The 15177-nt window shown below is 58.5% G+C and carries 13 protein-coding genes and 4 tRNA genes; 2 read left to right on the top strand and 15 right to left on the bottom strand.

The features are described 5' to 3' along the window. Positions 1–11: 11 nt before the first annotated feature. From DXC79_RS00190 to DXC79_RS00220, 7 genes are all read right to left on the bottom strand, one after another. Complete coding sequence (locus tag DXC79_RS00190; RefSeq protein WP_055250501.1) at positions 12–749, bottom strand: CpsD/CapB family tyrosine-protein kinase; 738 nt, start codon at positions 747–749, stop codon at positions 12–14. A gap of 2 nt (positions 750–751) precedes the next feature. Next, positions 752–1408, bottom strand: a complete 657-nt coding sequence (locus DXC79_RS00195; protein ID WP_117634255.1) for a YveK family protein — start codon at positions 1406–1408, stop codon at positions 752–754. A gap of 195 nt (positions 1409–1603) precedes the next feature. Further along, positions 1604–3028, bottom strand: a complete 1425-nt coding sequence (locus tag DXC79_RS00200) for a cell wall metabolism sensor histidine kinase WalK (RefSeq protein ID WP_117634258.1) — start codon at positions 3026–3028, stop codon at positions 1604–1606. Positions 3029–3031: 3 nt separating this feature from the next. Further along, positions 3032–3760, bottom strand: coding sequence for a response regulator transcription factor (locus DXC79_RS00205; protein ID WP_089572665.1), 729 nt, complete (start codon positions 3758–3760; stop codon positions 3032–3034). 64 nt (positions 3761–3824) lie between these two features. Beyond that, on the bottom strand, positions 3825–4700 hold the full coding sequence (gene pstB, locus DXC79_RS00210; RefSeq protein ID WP_199408605.1) for a phosphate ABC transporter ATP-binding protein PstB: 876 nt from the start codon (positions 4698–4700) through the stop codon (positions 3825–3827). A 103-nt stretch (positions 4701–4803) separates the two neighbouring features. Then, positions 4804–6042, bottom strand: a complete 1239-nt coding sequence (locus DXC79_RS00215; protein WP_117634261.1) for a sensor histidine kinase KdpD — start codon at positions 6040–6042, stop codon at positions 4804–4806. A gap of 25 nt (positions 6043–6067) precedes the next feature. Continuing rightward, positions 6068–6763: a response regulator transcription factor gene (locus DXC79_RS00220; RefSeq protein WP_117634263.1), complete on the bottom strand. Its 696-nt coding sequence runs from the start codon at positions 6761–6763 to the stop codon at positions 6068–6070. A gap of 197 nt (positions 6764–6960) precedes the next feature. Here DXC79_RS00220 and DXC79_RS00225 point away from each other — a divergent pair, with 197 nt between their 5' ends. Beyond that, positions 6961–8301: a D-alanyl-D-alanine carboxypeptidase family protein gene (locus tag DXC79_RS00225; RefSeq protein ID WP_158550929.1), complete on the top strand. Its 1341-nt coding sequence runs from the start codon at positions 6961–6963 to the stop codon at positions 8299–8301. Between the two features lie 131 nt (positions 8302–8432). Here DXC79_RS00225 and DXC79_RS00230 read toward each other — a convergent pair. The 7 genes from DXC79_RS00230 to serS all read right to left on the bottom strand — a co-directional run bounded on the left by DXC79_RS00230 (position 8433) and on the right by serS (position 13900). Further along, positions 8433–8523 (bottom strand) — tRNA-Ser (locus DXC79_RS00230). Positions 8524–8617: 94 nt separating this feature from the next. Beyond that, positions 8618–11059: a lipopolysaccharide assembly protein LapB gene (locus DXC79_RS00235; RefSeq protein ID WP_117634267.1), complete on the bottom strand. Its 2442-nt coding sequence runs from the start codon at positions 11057–11059 to the stop codon at positions 8618–8620. Between the two features lie 185 nt (positions 11060–11244). Beyond that, positions 11245–11321: transfer RNA gene (locus DXC79_RS00240), tRNA-Arg, on the bottom strand. A 159-nt stretch (positions 11322–11480) separates the two neighbouring features. Beyond that, positions 11481–11557: transfer RNA gene (locus DXC79_RS00245), tRNA-Arg, on the bottom strand. A gap of 354 nt (positions 11558–11911) precedes the next feature. Continuing rightward, positions 11912–11988 (bottom strand) — tRNA-Arg (locus DXC79_RS00250). Positions 11989–12065: 77 nt separating this feature from the next. Then, the gene (locus DXC79_RS00255) at positions 12066–12443 is read right to left on the bottom strand and encodes a hypothetical protein (protein ID WP_117583806.1); all 378 of its coding nucleotides are present in this window, start codon (positions 12441–12443) and stop codon (positions 12066–12068) included. 173 nt (positions 12444–12616) lie between these two features. Next, positions 12617–13900: a serine--tRNA ligase gene (gene serS / locus DXC79_RS00260; protein WP_117634269.1), complete on the bottom strand. Its 1284-nt coding sequence runs from the start codon at positions 13898–13900 to the stop codon at positions 12617–12619. Between the two features lie 111 nt (positions 13901–14011). Between serS and DXC79_RS10090 the strand changes: the two genes are divergently transcribed. Continuing rightward, positions 14012–14185 (top strand): DUF6724 family protein, encoded by a 174-nt coding sequence (locus DXC79_RS10090; protein WP_171025133.1) that lies wholly within the window; start codon positions 14012–14014, stop codon positions 14183–14185. Between the two features lie 156 nt (positions 14186–14341). Here the strand turns inward: DXC79_RS10090 and proC are convergent, their stop codons facing one another. Next, on the bottom strand, positions 14342–15112 hold the full coding sequence (gene proC, locus DXC79_RS00265; RefSeq protein ID WP_117634270.1) for a pyrroline-5-carboxylate reductase: 771 nt from the start codon (positions 15110–15112) through the stop codon (positions 14342–14344). Between the last annotated feature and the right edge of the window lie 65 nt (positions 15113–15177).

The following is a 15177-nucleotide window of genomic DNA, read 5'->3' on the forward strand; positions in this document are numbered from 1 at the left end:
GCCTTAATCAACTAAACGTTTGCTCGGTTGGTGAAGATGCCCTTTTTGGAAGTGCCCTGATCGTCGGAGCCCTTCTTAACCTTCTTACCGTCCTTGGTGTAGTAAGAATAGTAGTACTCGCTGGTCTCGGTCTCACAGTAATTCATGACGGTACCGATGAGCTTGACCTTCTCGGACTTCTTAAGCTGGGCGATAGCGTTGAGCGCCTCTTCGCGCTTGGTAAAGTCCTCTCGCACCACGAACAGCGCGCCGTCGGTCAAGCTGGCAATCTCGGCAGCATCGATGAAGGTGCCGACCGGAGGAGCATCGAAGATGACGTACTGGAACTTGGCGGACAGTGCCTTTACCAGCTTGGCAAAGCGATGGGAGACGATGATGTCGGCAGGATTGGGAATGTGCGGCTCGGCATCGAGGAAGTAGAAGTTCTTCTGACCCGTCTCGACAATTGCCTGGTCAATGGAGATCTGCTCGGAAAGGACCGCATAGAGTCCGCCGCGCGAACGAACGCCGAGCATATCGGAAAGGGACCTGCGGCGCATATCGGCCTCGACCAGGAGCACGGACTTGCCGCTCGTGGCGATTGCCTGAGCAAGGTTAATGGAAACCGTAGACTTGCCCTCGTTGGGAATCGAGGAGGTAACGGTGATGGTGCGAATGGGGTCATCCACGCTCGCAAAGCGGATGTTGGCCAGAAGGGTCTTGGCGGCATTCTGTACAACGAGCTTATCGGTGTTCTTTGCCTTAGCCATGCCTATTTACCACCTTTCATAGCCGGAATTCGGCCAACAACGGGAATACCCAGGAGCTCTTCTGCCTCTTCGGCACCGCGGATGCGGGTATTGAGCATGTCCGCCAAAACGACATAGGCAACTGCGATAAAGATACCGGCGAGGAACGCGACGGCAATATACAGCGTTCGCTTGGGGCCGCTGGGGGCTTCGGGGGTCTTAGCCTCGTCGATAACGTTGATGCTCTGGGCAGCGCCGACGTTCTGAGCGACCGTACTCACCGAGCTGGCAATGGCCTTTGCGACCTCAGCCGTCTCCTTGGCATCGGTGCCGGTAACCGAAAGCGTAATGACACGCGTGGTGGTCTCGGAGGAAACAGACACCTTGTAGTCATCCAAATCGGTGAGGCCCAGTTCTTTGGCGGCGCCGCTCTTAACGCTATCGCTATCCAGCAGCGTGGCGATATCGTTGGAAAGCATCTGGCTCGCCGAGAGATCGTTGTAGCTCATCTGACCGCTATCGTCGGTCTTGGCGAGAATGTACATGCTCGTCGTCGCGGTATAGGTGTTGTCCATCGCAACGAAGGACACGATGCCCATGGCGATCGTGCAGACCACCGGAAGGGTGATGACCAGCTTGAGGTGCTTCTTCAGCAGCTGGAACAGTTCGAGAAGGGTCATGCAGCTTGCCTTTCATTTCCCCAGTTCGGATTGACAAAACTGTCCGTATGTTATCGCATCTTTTTACCGAGACCAAACTCTATACATAAGAAACAGGCTCTCCTGTAAAAATGTCGGAAGCAATCGTAAAATTGCACAACAACGCCGCACCCGAAAGTCAAATGCGGCGTCTACATCAATATCTGTGTTGTATCGCTATGCGAATGGCTCGTCCTGCTGTATGGGAAACGTCACCGTAATGGTGGTTCCCACGCCCAACTCGCTCGACAGATCAAGCGTGGCGTGATGATACAGGGCCGCATGCTTGACAATGGCAAGCCCCAGGCCGGTTCCGCCGCGTGCCTTGGACCTACTCTTGTCCACGCGATAGAACCGCTCAAATACCTTGCCCTGTTCTTCAGGCGCGATACCGATTCCCGTGTCGGCGACAGCGAGGAACGGATGGCCTTCGTCGTTAGTGCCGCACTGCAGCGTAACCGTACCGCCGGGCCGATTGTAGCGGATGGCGTTGCTTGCCAGATTATAGATGAGCTCGTCGACCAAGCGCGACACGCCTTCGATGACCACAGGCTTGGTCTCATGACTTATCGTCACATTCGCCTGACGGGCAACCTGTTCAAGACGCTGCTCAACCGCGTAGATCGCACGCGAGAGCTCAATAGGCTCCGTGGACCCAATGGGCACTGCCTCGCCTTCAGTTGCACGTTCGGCCTCGTCCAAGTTAGACAGCGTAAGGATGTCGTTGACAAGCGCTGCCAAGCGGCCCGCCTCACGATAGATGCGACCGCCAAAGTTGCGCAGGTCGTCCTCGCCCTCGACCATGCCATTTGCGATGAGCTCGGCATAGCCCGAAATCGCCGTAAGCGGCGTCTTGAGCTCATGGGTGATATTCGCCGTGAACTCGCGGCGCATACGGTCGTTGTCCGCTAGCACCGCCATTTGGCGCTTGAGTTCCTGGCGCTGCGACTCGATACGCTCAAGCATGGGGACCATCTCGGCATAGGCGTGCTCATAGCTACGGCGTGGGTGATCCAAATCCACCTCTTGCAACGGCGCGATGATGGCACGGGACTCACGGCGCGCCATAAAAAACGAGAGTACCGCACCCGCTGCTGCGATAAGCAGCATCGGCGCCAGCATCGACAGCAAAATCGCCGCAACGCCAGGCTGGGCCTGCGCCAAGCGGACGACCTGGCCGTTATCAAGGGTGACGGCGCGATACAGCATAATCTCGTCGAGTGTAGAGCTTGCGCGCTCCGCGGAACCCGAACCACTCTCAAAGGCCTCGATGACCTCGGGGCGATCGCCATGGTTGGGCAGTGTGGAAGGCGACGCCTCGTTGTCGTAGGCAACAGATCCGTCCTTATTGATCAGCGTGATACGAAGATCCTCGCGATCGAGGCTTCGCAAGAACGGAATGGGCTCCTGCTGCTCGTCGAGAGCGGCAGCAATGAGCTCGGTTTCCTGCGCCAGATTGGCACTCGTGGCATCCGCCAAAGTGTTTTGCACAAAGAACGCACCCAGCACCGTAAACGCCACGATAACCGCCATGGCGCAGACAAAGATCGTCACAAAAACGCGGTGCGACAGCGTATGTTTTCCCTGGGGGGCGAAGACCACGGGTTACTCCTCCGATGCGGTGGCCGCGGTGTCGTCGCCTTCGGCACCATCACCGGCAGAAGGCTCGGCCAGGCGATAACCCACGCCGCGCACGGTCTCGATGGCGCTGGCATGCTCGCCCAGTTTTTGGCGAAGCGTCTGCACGTGCACGTCAACGGTGCGCGAACCGCCGTCGAAGTCCCAGCCCCACACGCTCTGCAGCAACGACTCGCGGGTAAAGACCACGCCGGGCTTGCGCATGAGGTACTCGAGCAGGTCGAACTCGCGCAGGGTGAGCTTAAGCGGCTCGCCGGCAACGGTCACCTCGCGATGGCTGGGCGAGAGCACGATGTCGCCCACGCTGAGCACATCGCTCGCCTGCTTGACCATGCCGCCGCGACGCAGCAGTGCGCGGCAGCGGCTCGCAAGCTCCATGAGCGAAAACGGCTTAGTCAGGTAATCGTCGGCACCGCCATCGAGCGCCATCACCTTGTCGAGCTCGGTGTCCTTGGCGGTAAGCATCATGATGGGCACCGTCGCCGTCAGGCGATCGGCACGCAGACGACGCATAATCGCCAAGCCATCGGTATCGGGCAGCATGATGTCGAGCAGGACAGCATCGGGCACCCGTCGCGCCACAGCAGCCTTAAACTCGCCATCGCACGAAAAGCCCTCGGCCTCGATCCCCTGCTTGCGCAGCGCATAGACCGTCAAATCCCTGATGTTGTCATCGTCCTCGACGTAATAGATCATGTTGAACCCCTTTGCGGCCGGCATGACCGCATCTTAACCCTAAAGGTACCTTTACGAGATGGTATCAACCAAAACGTCCCGTCAAATAATCCGCTGTGCGCGAATCGGTCGGTTTTTTGAAGAGCTGAGCGGTGGGCGCGTGCTCCACCAGCTCGCCCAGCAAGAAAAACGCGACCGAGTCGGAGATGCGCGCCGCCTGCTGCATATTGTGCGTAACGACCACCAACGTGCAGGTCTCCTTGAGCTCGCAGGCAAGCTGCTCCACCACCAGCGTCGACACGGGGTCGAGGGCGCTCGTGGGCTCATCCATCAGCAGGATGTCGGGTTGCACGGCAAGCGCGCGGGCGATGCACAGGCGCTGCTGCTGCCCGCCCGAAAGGCCCAGCCCCGACTCCTTGAGCTTGTCCTTGACCTCATCCCACAGAGCGGCTCGACAAAGGGAATCCTCGACCAGCTCATCCAGCACGACGCGATCGCGCACGCCCATGCCACGGGGGCCGTACGCGACGTTGTCGTAGATGCTCATGGGAAACGGGTTGGGGCGCTGGAACACCATGCCCACGCGCTGGCGAAGGCGGCAGATGTCGTAATCGCCCAGGATATCTTGACCATCGATCGCAATCTTGCCCTCGATTCGGCAGTCCTTGATGCCGTCGTTCATGCGGTTAAAGCAGCGCAGCAACGTGGACTTTCCGCAGCCCGAAGGCCCGATGAACGAGGTGATCTGCTTGTCGCGGATCTTGATGGACACGTCCTTGAGTGCGCGGTGGTCGCCATAGAACAAATCGAGGCCCTCGACGTCGATGCGCGTCGGCGAGGCGGCAAGGTCCTGCGCCGTGGGGCGCGTCGCGTCTCCGACTTCGCGCTCGTGCGCAGCCTCGGCTCGCGCCTCCATTAGCTCCTCGAGCTCCGTGGGCTCCATAGCCACACCAGCCGTCATACCGCATACCTCCACGTCGATATCAATTCAGCAGTATCGATAGTAGAAACCGCGGCTCATACGCACGTGAGCGCATTGTCAGGTGTTTGTAAGGGCGCCTACGCTACGCGGCGGGCAGCTCGATGGTAAAAACGGTATGCTCGGGCGTCGATTCGCACGCGATGGTGCCGCCATGCGCGCATACAATCTCCTTGGCGATGGCGAGACCCAGCCCAGCGCCGCCGCGATTGGTCGCACGCGCCGCATCCAGGCGATAGAACTTCTCAAAGATTACCTTGAGCTTAGCCGCAGGGATAGGATCGCCCTGATTGATAAAGCGCACGTGCACGCCACCATCGTCTTGGCGCCTGGCCTCAATCGTGATAGTCGAGCCCTCGTAGCTATAGGCAACGGCGTTTTTCATGATGTTGTTGAATACGCGAGCCATCTTGTCGCCGTCCACGAGCACCGTCAGATCCTCGCAGATATCAACCTGGGCTTCTTTATGCTGTTCGTTGAGAATGGGATAGAACTCGTCGGCCACCTGTGCCAGTAAGAGCCCCAAATCGACGTAGCTGCGGGTGAGCACGATATCGTGGAAATCAAAGCGCGTGATGTCGAAGAACTCCTCGATGAGCGCATCGAGCCGGTGGGCCTTGTCGAGTGCCACGCCCGTAAAACGTGTGCGCTGCTCAAGCGGCAAATCGGGGGCCTCCTGCAAGAGCGAAAGGTAGCCCACCACGCTGGCGAGCGGCGTGCGCAGGTCGTGCGCCAGGTACGTCACCAGGTCATCTTTGCGGTGGGATTCGTCACGCAGGGCTTGTTGAACCCTACGCTCGCAATCGCGCGCCCGGTTGAGCGCGCCCTCGACCTCGAGGAAGTCGCCGTCAATGTTGTCCCATGTGTCGGGGTTATCGATCAGACGGTCCTGAATGCGGGCGGCAATCACGCGGTCGGCGTGCAGCTCGCCCTGCTCGTAACCCTGGTAGTACAGGGCGCGTCCGCAGAAGAACAGGACGCACACGGCAAGCGCCAGCACAAATCCAAGCATGTTGAACACAAAGCCGGCGTCAAAGAATACGGGCTCGCCAATACCGCCAAGCGCCATGGACCCGATCGCCAACGTAATTGTCCACGCGGCGCCGCCGATCACCACACAGCGGCGAACGATTTCGAATCGATCAATCAGCAAAAAGCCAATGAGTAGAACTGCCAGGATGCCAACGATATTGTCAATGCCGATGAGCAGCAGACTCAGCAAAAAGAGCAGCACCGTCGCTAACGCACGGTTGTCAACGACCGCCCTTACGTATTCAAAGAGTCGATCGGGTACCTCGAATGCCCGCCTATCGTCTTTTGTCATATCTACTCCCCCGCCATCAAAGGCGTTATTCGATTATGTAGCCGACGCCCCAGACGTTTTTGATAAAGCGCGGCTTTTGAGCGTCGTCGCCGATCTTTTCGCGCAGATGGCGAATGTGCACCATAACCGTATTGTTGGAGCCGGGCATAAAGTCCTCGTTCCACACCGCGCGGAACAGGTCCTCCACGGCTACCACGCTGCCGCGATGCTCAACCAGATACAGCAAGATGGAATACTCGATGGGCGTGAGGCGCACCGGCGCACCGTCCACCGTCACAGAGCGGGCGTCGCGGTTGATCTCGAGGCCGTCGAGCTGGATGATCGGCGACTCGGCCGCCTGTGCGCGGCTGCCGTAGCTGGTATAACGACGAAGCTGAGCATGAACGCGTGCAATGAGCTCCAGCGGACGGAACGGCTTGACCACATAATCGTCTGCGCCAAGCGAGAGCCCCTCGATCTTATCCTGCTGGGCATCGCGTGCCGTCAGCATGATCACGGGATAGGTATGGCTGGAACGGATCGTACGCAACAGCTCAAAGCCGTCGATATCAGGCAGCATGACATCCAGCAGCGCCAGATCAAACTCCTGCTCCAGAATCGCCTTGGCCGCATCGGCCCCGCTGTAGGCAATCTGGACATCAAAGCCCTCTTTTGTAAGGTAGATACCAACCAGGTCGGCGATGGCTTTCTCGTCATCAACTACCAAAATGCGCTCGTTCATGCGTGCTCCTCTCGCGCTCCATTATGCCCGAGGCGGCGCGTGCCACACACAACAAGCGCGGGCGATTAAGTCGACCTTAAGCACCAATGTGTCCGTTCGGGCGCGGATGTGGGCCACGCACGCACGCGATGATCGCCGATGCCGGCAAACGATATACTCTAGTTCCAGAAGAGACCATCCCGTCGAAAGCGAAATCTGTGAAGTCCCTCACCTCTTTTGCAAAGCGCTCAGCCCAGCTTGCCGCCGGCTTTGTCTGCGCTATCGCCCTTACCGCTGGCGTGCCCACCGTCGCCGGCGCCCAAGTGCTCACGACCGACAATGTCTGCGGCAAAACCGCCGATGCGCGCGGCATCACGGCCGAAAACCTGCCCGATATCGATGCGACCAATGCCCTCGTCATGGGCAAAGACGGCACCGTCTACTATGGGCGCGGCGCCGATGAGCAGGTCAAAATCGCCTCGATCACCAAGGTCATGACCGCAATCCTAACCGTCGAGAATTGCAAGATGGACGAGAAGGTCACGGTGAGCAACGCCGCAGCCACCGTGGGTAATTCGACCGCCGGCTTGCTCGAAGGCGACGAGCTTACCGTGGAGCAGGCGCTGCGCGGCCTGATGATTCCCTCGGGCAACGACGCCGCCATCGTGCTCGCCGAATATGTGGGCAAGAAGATCGACCCTAAGACCAAAGACGCCGAGGCCACATTTGTGAAGGCCATGAACGAGCGCGCTAAGAAGCTCGGCTGCACCGGTACGCTTTTTGAAAACCCGCATGGTCTGGACTTTGATGAGTGGGCTGGCGATATGCACTCAACCGCACACGACGTAGCGCTGATGATGCAGGAGGCCATGAAAAACGACACGATCCGCGAGGTCGTAGCGAGCGAGGATTCCTGGATCGAGGTCACGGGCGCCGACGGCACCGACCATTCGCATTCCATGGACACGCATAACTATTTGCTGGGCCAAGATGGCAACATCGGTGGCAAGACCGGCACCACCGACGATGCAGGCTATTGCTTTACGGGTGCCTACAACCGCGATGGCGACGAGATCTACACCGTCGTTTTGAACTCCACCACCACCGACCAGCGCTTTACCGATACCGCAACCCTTGCCAATTGGTACTACGGTCACAAGGTGACGGTCGCAATCGCCAACACGCAGGAAAAGACCGCCAACGGCAACCCGCTTATGGCGCGCATTGGTCAAACCGACTGGACGGATAAGACGATCGACGCCACGCTCGCCGACCCCACGGCGCAAGCGACCGTGTTTTCCCTTGCCGGCGAGGTGACCGAAAAGGTTAGCTACGACGATCTTTCGGGCACGGTGCATGTGGGCGACAAGGTGGGCAGCATTACACTCAAGCAGGACGGCACCAAGATCGCCGTCATGGATTTGGTTGCCGACGAGGAAGGCTCGGGGCCGAATCCCATTGAGTGGCTACTCGTGAAACTCGATCGCTTGGGCCGTCGTATCGACAACCGCCCACTCACAGCCGAGAGCGAGACCGTCGCCAAGGCGCCCGAGGTGTAAGGTCGAAGAACAATACACTCGCTGAAAGGAGGCGTCCGAAAGGATGCCTCCTTTTTTGAGGGTTCGAATCCCCAGTTAACGTGGTTCAACTAAAAAAGGGCCCCTTTCGGAACCCTTCTTTCAAGTCATACTGGCGGAGAGCTGGGGATTCGAACCCCAGATGCCCTTTTGGGGCATACTCGCTTAGCAGGCGAGCACCTTCGGCCTCTCGGTCAGCTCTCCGTAACAGCCGTTCTATAGTAACCAAACAGTCGAAGTTGGGCAAGAGGGAATTTTCTAATTGCCCGGCGGCCTTTCCTCCTTGCAGTTTTCGCCCCTACCCCAGCGAGCGGTTGAGGGAGCCGAGCTCGTCGTTGCCCATGGTACGCCACATTTGGAAGATGCAACCGCGCGCCAGGAAAAAGAAGCCGTTATCGACCAGCTGCACGGCGGCATCCGCAAGCTGGTTGGCCACCGCGGGCACGGGCGGCAATTCGAGTCCAGCCCTGCGGATGGTCTCGACCGCTTCCTCGAACGTCGGAGGCTCGCTGACACCCATCTCGTTCATAAGGCCCTGCATTTCTTCCAGCGCGCTGCTGCCCGACTCCTCGCCGCGCGGCACCAGACGGTAACAAGCCAGCGCCAGGTCGAGCTGATCGCAATTCCAATAGGCAAACGCCAAGCGATAGAACAGGTAGCCGATTGCAGAACGATCGCTGGCAATACGTAGGCCGTGGCGCGCCACCTCGATAATCTCGTCAAAGCGCTCCAGACGCGCGAGCACGTTGATGAGCGCAAAGTGCGACTGCATGGACGAGCGCGCCAGATCGTAAAGATGGCGCACCTCGGGCAGTGCTCGTTCAAAGTCCTCTTGCTCGGCGTAAAAGCTGCAGATCTCGTGCTGGGCAAAGTACAGCGCATCGGGCGCACGAAGGATTCGCACAGAGCGGTCTTCTTCCAACACCGGTAGCACCATGCGCACCAGCTGGTTATCGCAAAACTGCGTTTGAACCGGACCTGTCGCCAAAAGCTCGGCGACGGCGCACTTGGCCTCCAACTCCTCGACAAGACGGGAAAAGCCTTCAAAAGCACCTGTACGGTCGACTTTTGCCTGCTCGCGCAATTCAACAACACGGGCCACGTATGGGTCGTCGTCCTCTTCCATGACCTCCAGCTCGTCAGCCGTATCGGCAAGCAGCAGATCGCGCAGCGCCGGCGGCAGCATGCGATGGTCATCACGCGGACGAGCATGAACCTCCGCAGGTTCAATCGTCTCCGGAGCGGTTGACTCATATGCCTCAAGCACACGCTTGCACGGCATATCGTCCATGTCTATGCTCTCAAGATCCTTGGCGACAGGCACGCAATCGGCCAGATAGGCCGCGCGCCCAAAGAAATACGTTGCGACAACGCACTCGCCCTGCTCACTGTCGGGAGCAGCAATCTGCACATAGCAGCGCGTGATGCAGGTGCCCGCGGCAAAACACGCTGCCGCAAGCGTAAGCGCCACGCGCGCATCGTGCTCCGCGGCCCAGATCGTGCGCGTGTCCTCGTCCAGCTCGTGCCAGGCGTCATCTTGAGCGTCGTATTCACGTTGCGGCATGGCATCAACGACAGACTGCCCAAACCGAACGAGCATAATCCCCTCGGCAACGTTTGCCCGATAGGTATAGTCGAGCCGCGTGACCACGTTAAGCGCCTCGACAATACGCGCGAAGCGGGTACGCACATCCCACTCACCGCCCGGCTGGCACGAAACCGTTCCCGGTTTGGACCACGGGTTGTCGCTCGAGGTTGTATCGAGCAGTCGGGGAACATCGTTGGTCGTCTTGGCGATATGCCACGCATCAAAGAGCGCGCAGCCCTCAAGGCTCGGCGAGGATGCCGCAGGGACCAATCCGGCCCCGATGTGCTCAAGGATGCCGGAGAGACGGTTAAGACGGCACTCGATGGCAAGCAGCATGTCAATCTCGTCCTGGTCCAGCAGGCTGCGATCAAAATTGAGATAGAAAAGCTTTGAGCGATCGATGCGAGCCAGGCTCATCTCGGACTTAGCGGCGATGGTGCGCAAGCGGGGCAAGTCAATTTCACTCATAAGGGCGGCGGCATAGCGCTCGATACCGCTCGGATTCTCGGCATGGTCAACGCGGTAAAGCAGCGTCTCGATAGCATCAGGGAGCGGTGCCGTGTTAAAGCCCAAAAACACCTCGACCGGCTCGGGCAACTTTACGAGCTTGATCTTGTCGATAACATTTTGCATACCCTCGTCGAGTCCGCCGGCGTCCGCCGTGCTCGCAATGGCATTTTCGGAGTCAGCGAATATCACGTAGCGCAGGAACATCGATGCCATGAACTCGCCGTAAGGAAGGGAGCGGGTCGAATTCCATGTCTCGTGGTCGGACTGCTCGCGCATGGGGCCTTCGGGAGAGCCGACGGTTCGCGCGCACGCGCGCATTGTGCCGTTGGCTCCCCGAACCACAATCTCACCAATACCGGAGTCCGACTCGTCAAGGACCAGTTCCATGTCGGGATCGTTGGGCAGCGGAGTCTCGCTAACGGGGCGGTCCACCTTGTACACCTCGCCCGAAACGCTTACGTAGCCCAAAAGCGACACATGGCTTTTGCCAACGAATTCGACGACATAGCAAGATTCATGCTGATCCTCGCCAAAGAGTTTCCAGACCACGCCATATGAACGCCCCGCAGGCTGCTCGGGCATCGCCGGAAAGCGCTTTTTGGGATCGAGAAACCTGAGCTTGTATGTCGGACGCTCTGCCACGAAGTATCACCCTGATCGGTCGCTTGAAGAAGGAGTGGTCGCGAATTAGTCGCGACATCTACTCGGAATCTTACACGAGTCGACAGGAAATCGTCCGCTTTACGCCCGCGCCTCGACCGAGGTTCGAATCCATGCGGTGTTTACGTAAAAGAAAAGCCCCCGTTGCCGGGAGCTTTAATCTCAAATGGTGCGGCGTATAGGATTCGAACCTATGACGTTCTGATTCGTAGTCAGACCCTCTATCCAGCTGAGGTAACGCCGCAACTTGTTGATTATTATGCACAGGGACTGAATAATGGTCAAGCATTTTTTCAAAAAAAGTTATCGAATTTGATTTTTAATCATTTGGAGGGCTTGGCGCGATCTTCGACGCATCGCGATATAAGAAAAGCCTCCGTTACCGGAGGCTTTAAAGTTCAGTTGGTGCGGCGTATAGGATTCGAACCTATGACGTTCTGATTCGTAGTCAGACCCTCTATCCAGCTGAGGTAACGCCGCAACGCACGGATTATTATGCACGCGAGCCCCCGATGGGTCAAGCGACAATTAGAAAAAATTTTACGGAGTGATAATTAAGTTGTTCGTGCCTCGACCGAGGTTCGAATCCCTGTCTGGTCTCCAAAAAAGAAAAGCCCCCGTTGCCGGAGGCTTCAAGTTCAATTGGTGCGGCGTATAGGATTCCGCGCATCCGCTTCGCGGATCCGCACCGGCTTCGCCCGCCTGCCGGCGGACTCGCCCGCGGGCTAAAAACGCTCCGCGTTTTCTTGACGCCCGCGCCTCGACCGAGGTTCGAATCCATGCGGCGTCCGCCTAAAAGAAAAGCCCCCGTTGCCGGAGGCTTTCAATTTCAATTGGTGCGGCGTATAGGATTCGAACCTATGACGTTCTGATTCGTAGTCAGACCCTCTATCCAGCTGAGGTAACGCCGCAGCGCAAAACATATAAAACCACTTTAGCTTATTGGAGTCAAGCACAATCTCAAACTTTTTTTTGGAACGCAGTTTTGTCATGCTGCTCCGCATATACCGTCGTTCCCCGTACGATCGATTGGCTTTTCGATCACGTCAAACTTAGCATCAAGTTCCCTCAGGAGCGATCTCACCCGCTGGGCACAATCATAATCGGCAAACGAGATACTCAACATGCGAGCAACCTGGTTAGATGTCCGGACCCCATAGAAATGCTCCAGGGCCACAAGCCCCTCGTGCGCCACAAACGTCTCAACCACATGCGGCGACTCCTCGTAGCACCATTGGGTCAACGGACCCTCGCTCGTCTGTCGAACCACCAGGCCACCCATGCCAGACGGCTCACACGTCACAAGCAGGTACTCCCCGCCCTCGTCGCTCTCAAACAAAACCACCCGATCATCAAACAGCTCCATCGCGTCCCCTTTCTCTCGCTCTTATTTGGCAAAAGCATAGCAGGTAGATGGCTGTATACAGAACAGTTGTTCGTGTGTTTTCTATTGAGCTGTCCGCACGGCATGGTATGGACCTGCGCACGAAATAGGGCGCCCCCGAAGGAGCGCCCTTGCATATCCCCTATGCAGCCAAGTTACGCGACCGGCTCGATCTTCTCGAGACCGCCCATGTAAGGACGCAGAACCTCGGGGATCGTAATGGTGCCGTCGGCGTTCTGGTAGTTCTCCAGAATGGCGGCCATGGTGCGGCCGGCCGGCAGGCCGGAACCGTTGAGAGTGTGCAGGTAGCGCGAACCCTTGAAGTTCTCGGGGTCACGATACTTGATGTTGGCGCGGCGAGCCTGGAAGTCACCGCAGTTGGAGCAGGAGCTGATCTCCTTGTAGGCGTTGTAGCTCGGCAGCCAGACCTCGACGTCGTAGGTCTGACGGGCAGAGAAGCCCAAGTCGCCGGTGCACAGGCCAATCACGCGATACGGAAGGCCCAGCTGCTGCAGCAGGTACTCGGCCTCGGCGGTCATGCTCTCGAGCTCCTCGTCGGACTCCTCCGGCTTAGCGAACTTGACCATCTCGACCTTGTCGAACTCGTGCTGACGGATGATGCCGCGGGTGTCGCGACCGGCGGAACCGGCCTCCTCGCGGAAGCAGGGGGTGAAGGCGGTGTAGCGGCGCGGCAGGGTGTCGGCGTCGAGAACCTCGCCGGCGTGCAGGTTGGTGAGCACAACCTCGGCGGTAGGGATCAGGAAGTTGTCGCCCGAGACGTGATAAGCGTCGTCCTCGAACTTGGGCAGCTGCCCCGTACCGAACATGGTCTGACGCTTGACGACGATGGGCGGCCACCACTCCTTGAAGCCACGACTCGTGTGCGTGTCCAAGAAGAAGTTGATGAGGGCGCGCTCAAGACGGGCGCCGGCGCCACCGAGAACGGTAAAACGGCTGCCGGAGAGCTTGTTGCCGCGCTCGAAGTCGAGGATGTCCAGATCGGTGCCCAGATCCCAGTGCGGCTTAAAGTCGAAGTCGAACTCGCGCGGGGTGCCCCAACGACGGCGCTCAATGTTCTCGTCCTCGTCCTTGCCGTACGGCGTGGCCTCGCAAGGGATGTTGGGCAGGTGAGCCATGAAGTCATACTGCTCCTGCTCGAGAGCGCCTCGGCGCTCGGCCAGACCGTCAATCTTCTCGTTGACGGCGCGCACGGCCTCCTTGGCGGCCTCTGCCTCGTCCTTCTTGCCCTCCTTCATCAGGGCGCCGATCTTCTTGGACTCGGCGTTGCGCGTAGCCTGGAGCTCCTCGACCTCGGTGATGACGGCACGGCGCTCGTCGTCGAGCTCAAAGAACTTCTCGCGATCCCAAGATGTCTGGCGGTTAGCCATGGCGACATCGATGGCATCGGGGTTTTCGCGAACAAACTTGATATCAAGCATTAGATCCTCCGGCGATATACATTCCATTTAGGTTGCAACCTTGTACATGTATGGGCAAGTATATACTTATGAGCGTTTACGACCCAACTCAACTACGCAAGAAGGCACCCAATGGACGCAGTTTTTTCCTTTTTGTTTGGCACCCGCACCGGTTTTGCCATCCTTTTCGCCGGCGGCATCCTGCTGTTTGCGATTCTTGCCTTTGTAATGGAGAAGCGCACCCATAAGATGTATGTCGACCGCGGCCCCAAATCCGAGGACGAAGAAGACGGCTTCTGGGACTAACCGACCAAAAAGGGACAGGTTTATTTTGGTCGGTTTTATCTGGACAAACGCAAGCGCCCCGCAACTGGAATTGAGCCAGTTGCGGGGCGCTTTTTCCACACAAGACAAAACCGCAGGAAAAACCTGCCAAAATAAACCTGTCCCTAAATGGCAGGTTTACTGGAGGGTGGCGTCGATGGCCTTGACCAGGGCGCTGCGCATGCCGGCGTCCTCGAGCGCGACGACGCCCTTGATGGTGGCGCCGCCGGGCGAGCATACGGCATCCTTCATCGCCGCAGGATGCTGGCCGCCTACAAGCTGCAGTTTTGCCGTACCCAGCACCATCTGGCTCACAATGCGATAGGCATCGGCGCGCGGGATACCGTGCTTGACGGCCGCGTCGCCCAAGGCCTCAATCGCCATGGCGACAAATGCCGGTGCGCAACCGCCCACGGTACCGCCCACAAACAGCAGGCTCGTGTCGAGCTCGACGACGGCGCCAAGCTTACCGAGCAGGTCGAGCACAACAGCACGTTGCTCGTCGTTGAGCGTAGAGGACTTCTCGCAGGCGATAACGCCCTCGCCCACTGAAACCGGCGTGTTGGGCACCGTCGAGATGTGCGCGACACCCGGCAGGACCTGTTCCCACTTGGCGCTGTCCCAAGTCCAGGCGACCGAAAGGACAACCTTGTCGGCAAGAATGTCCTTGAGCGGAGCGAAGACCTTCTCGATCATGTACGGCTTGACCGCAGCAACCACGATATCAGATGCGGCGACAACCTCCGCCGCATCATGGCAGGCGACCATCCCACGCGCCTCGCAGCGCTCAACCAAGGCGTCGTAGCGGCCCGCGCAGGCGCACATGTCGCTCGCAGTCACACCGGCGGCAATCCAGCCATCGGCCATGGCGCTCGCCATATTGCCAAAACCGACAAATCCGATCTTCATATCACATAGTCCTCTCAGACACATTCCTCAAAACGAAAGGTATTGTCCCACGTCACTGTTTCGTA

It is taken from the genome of Collinsella sp. TF08-11AT, from assembly GCF_003437035.1.
Classification (GTDB): domain Bacteria; phylum Actinomycetota; class Coriobacteriia; order Coriobacteriales; family Coriobacteriaceae; genus Collinsella.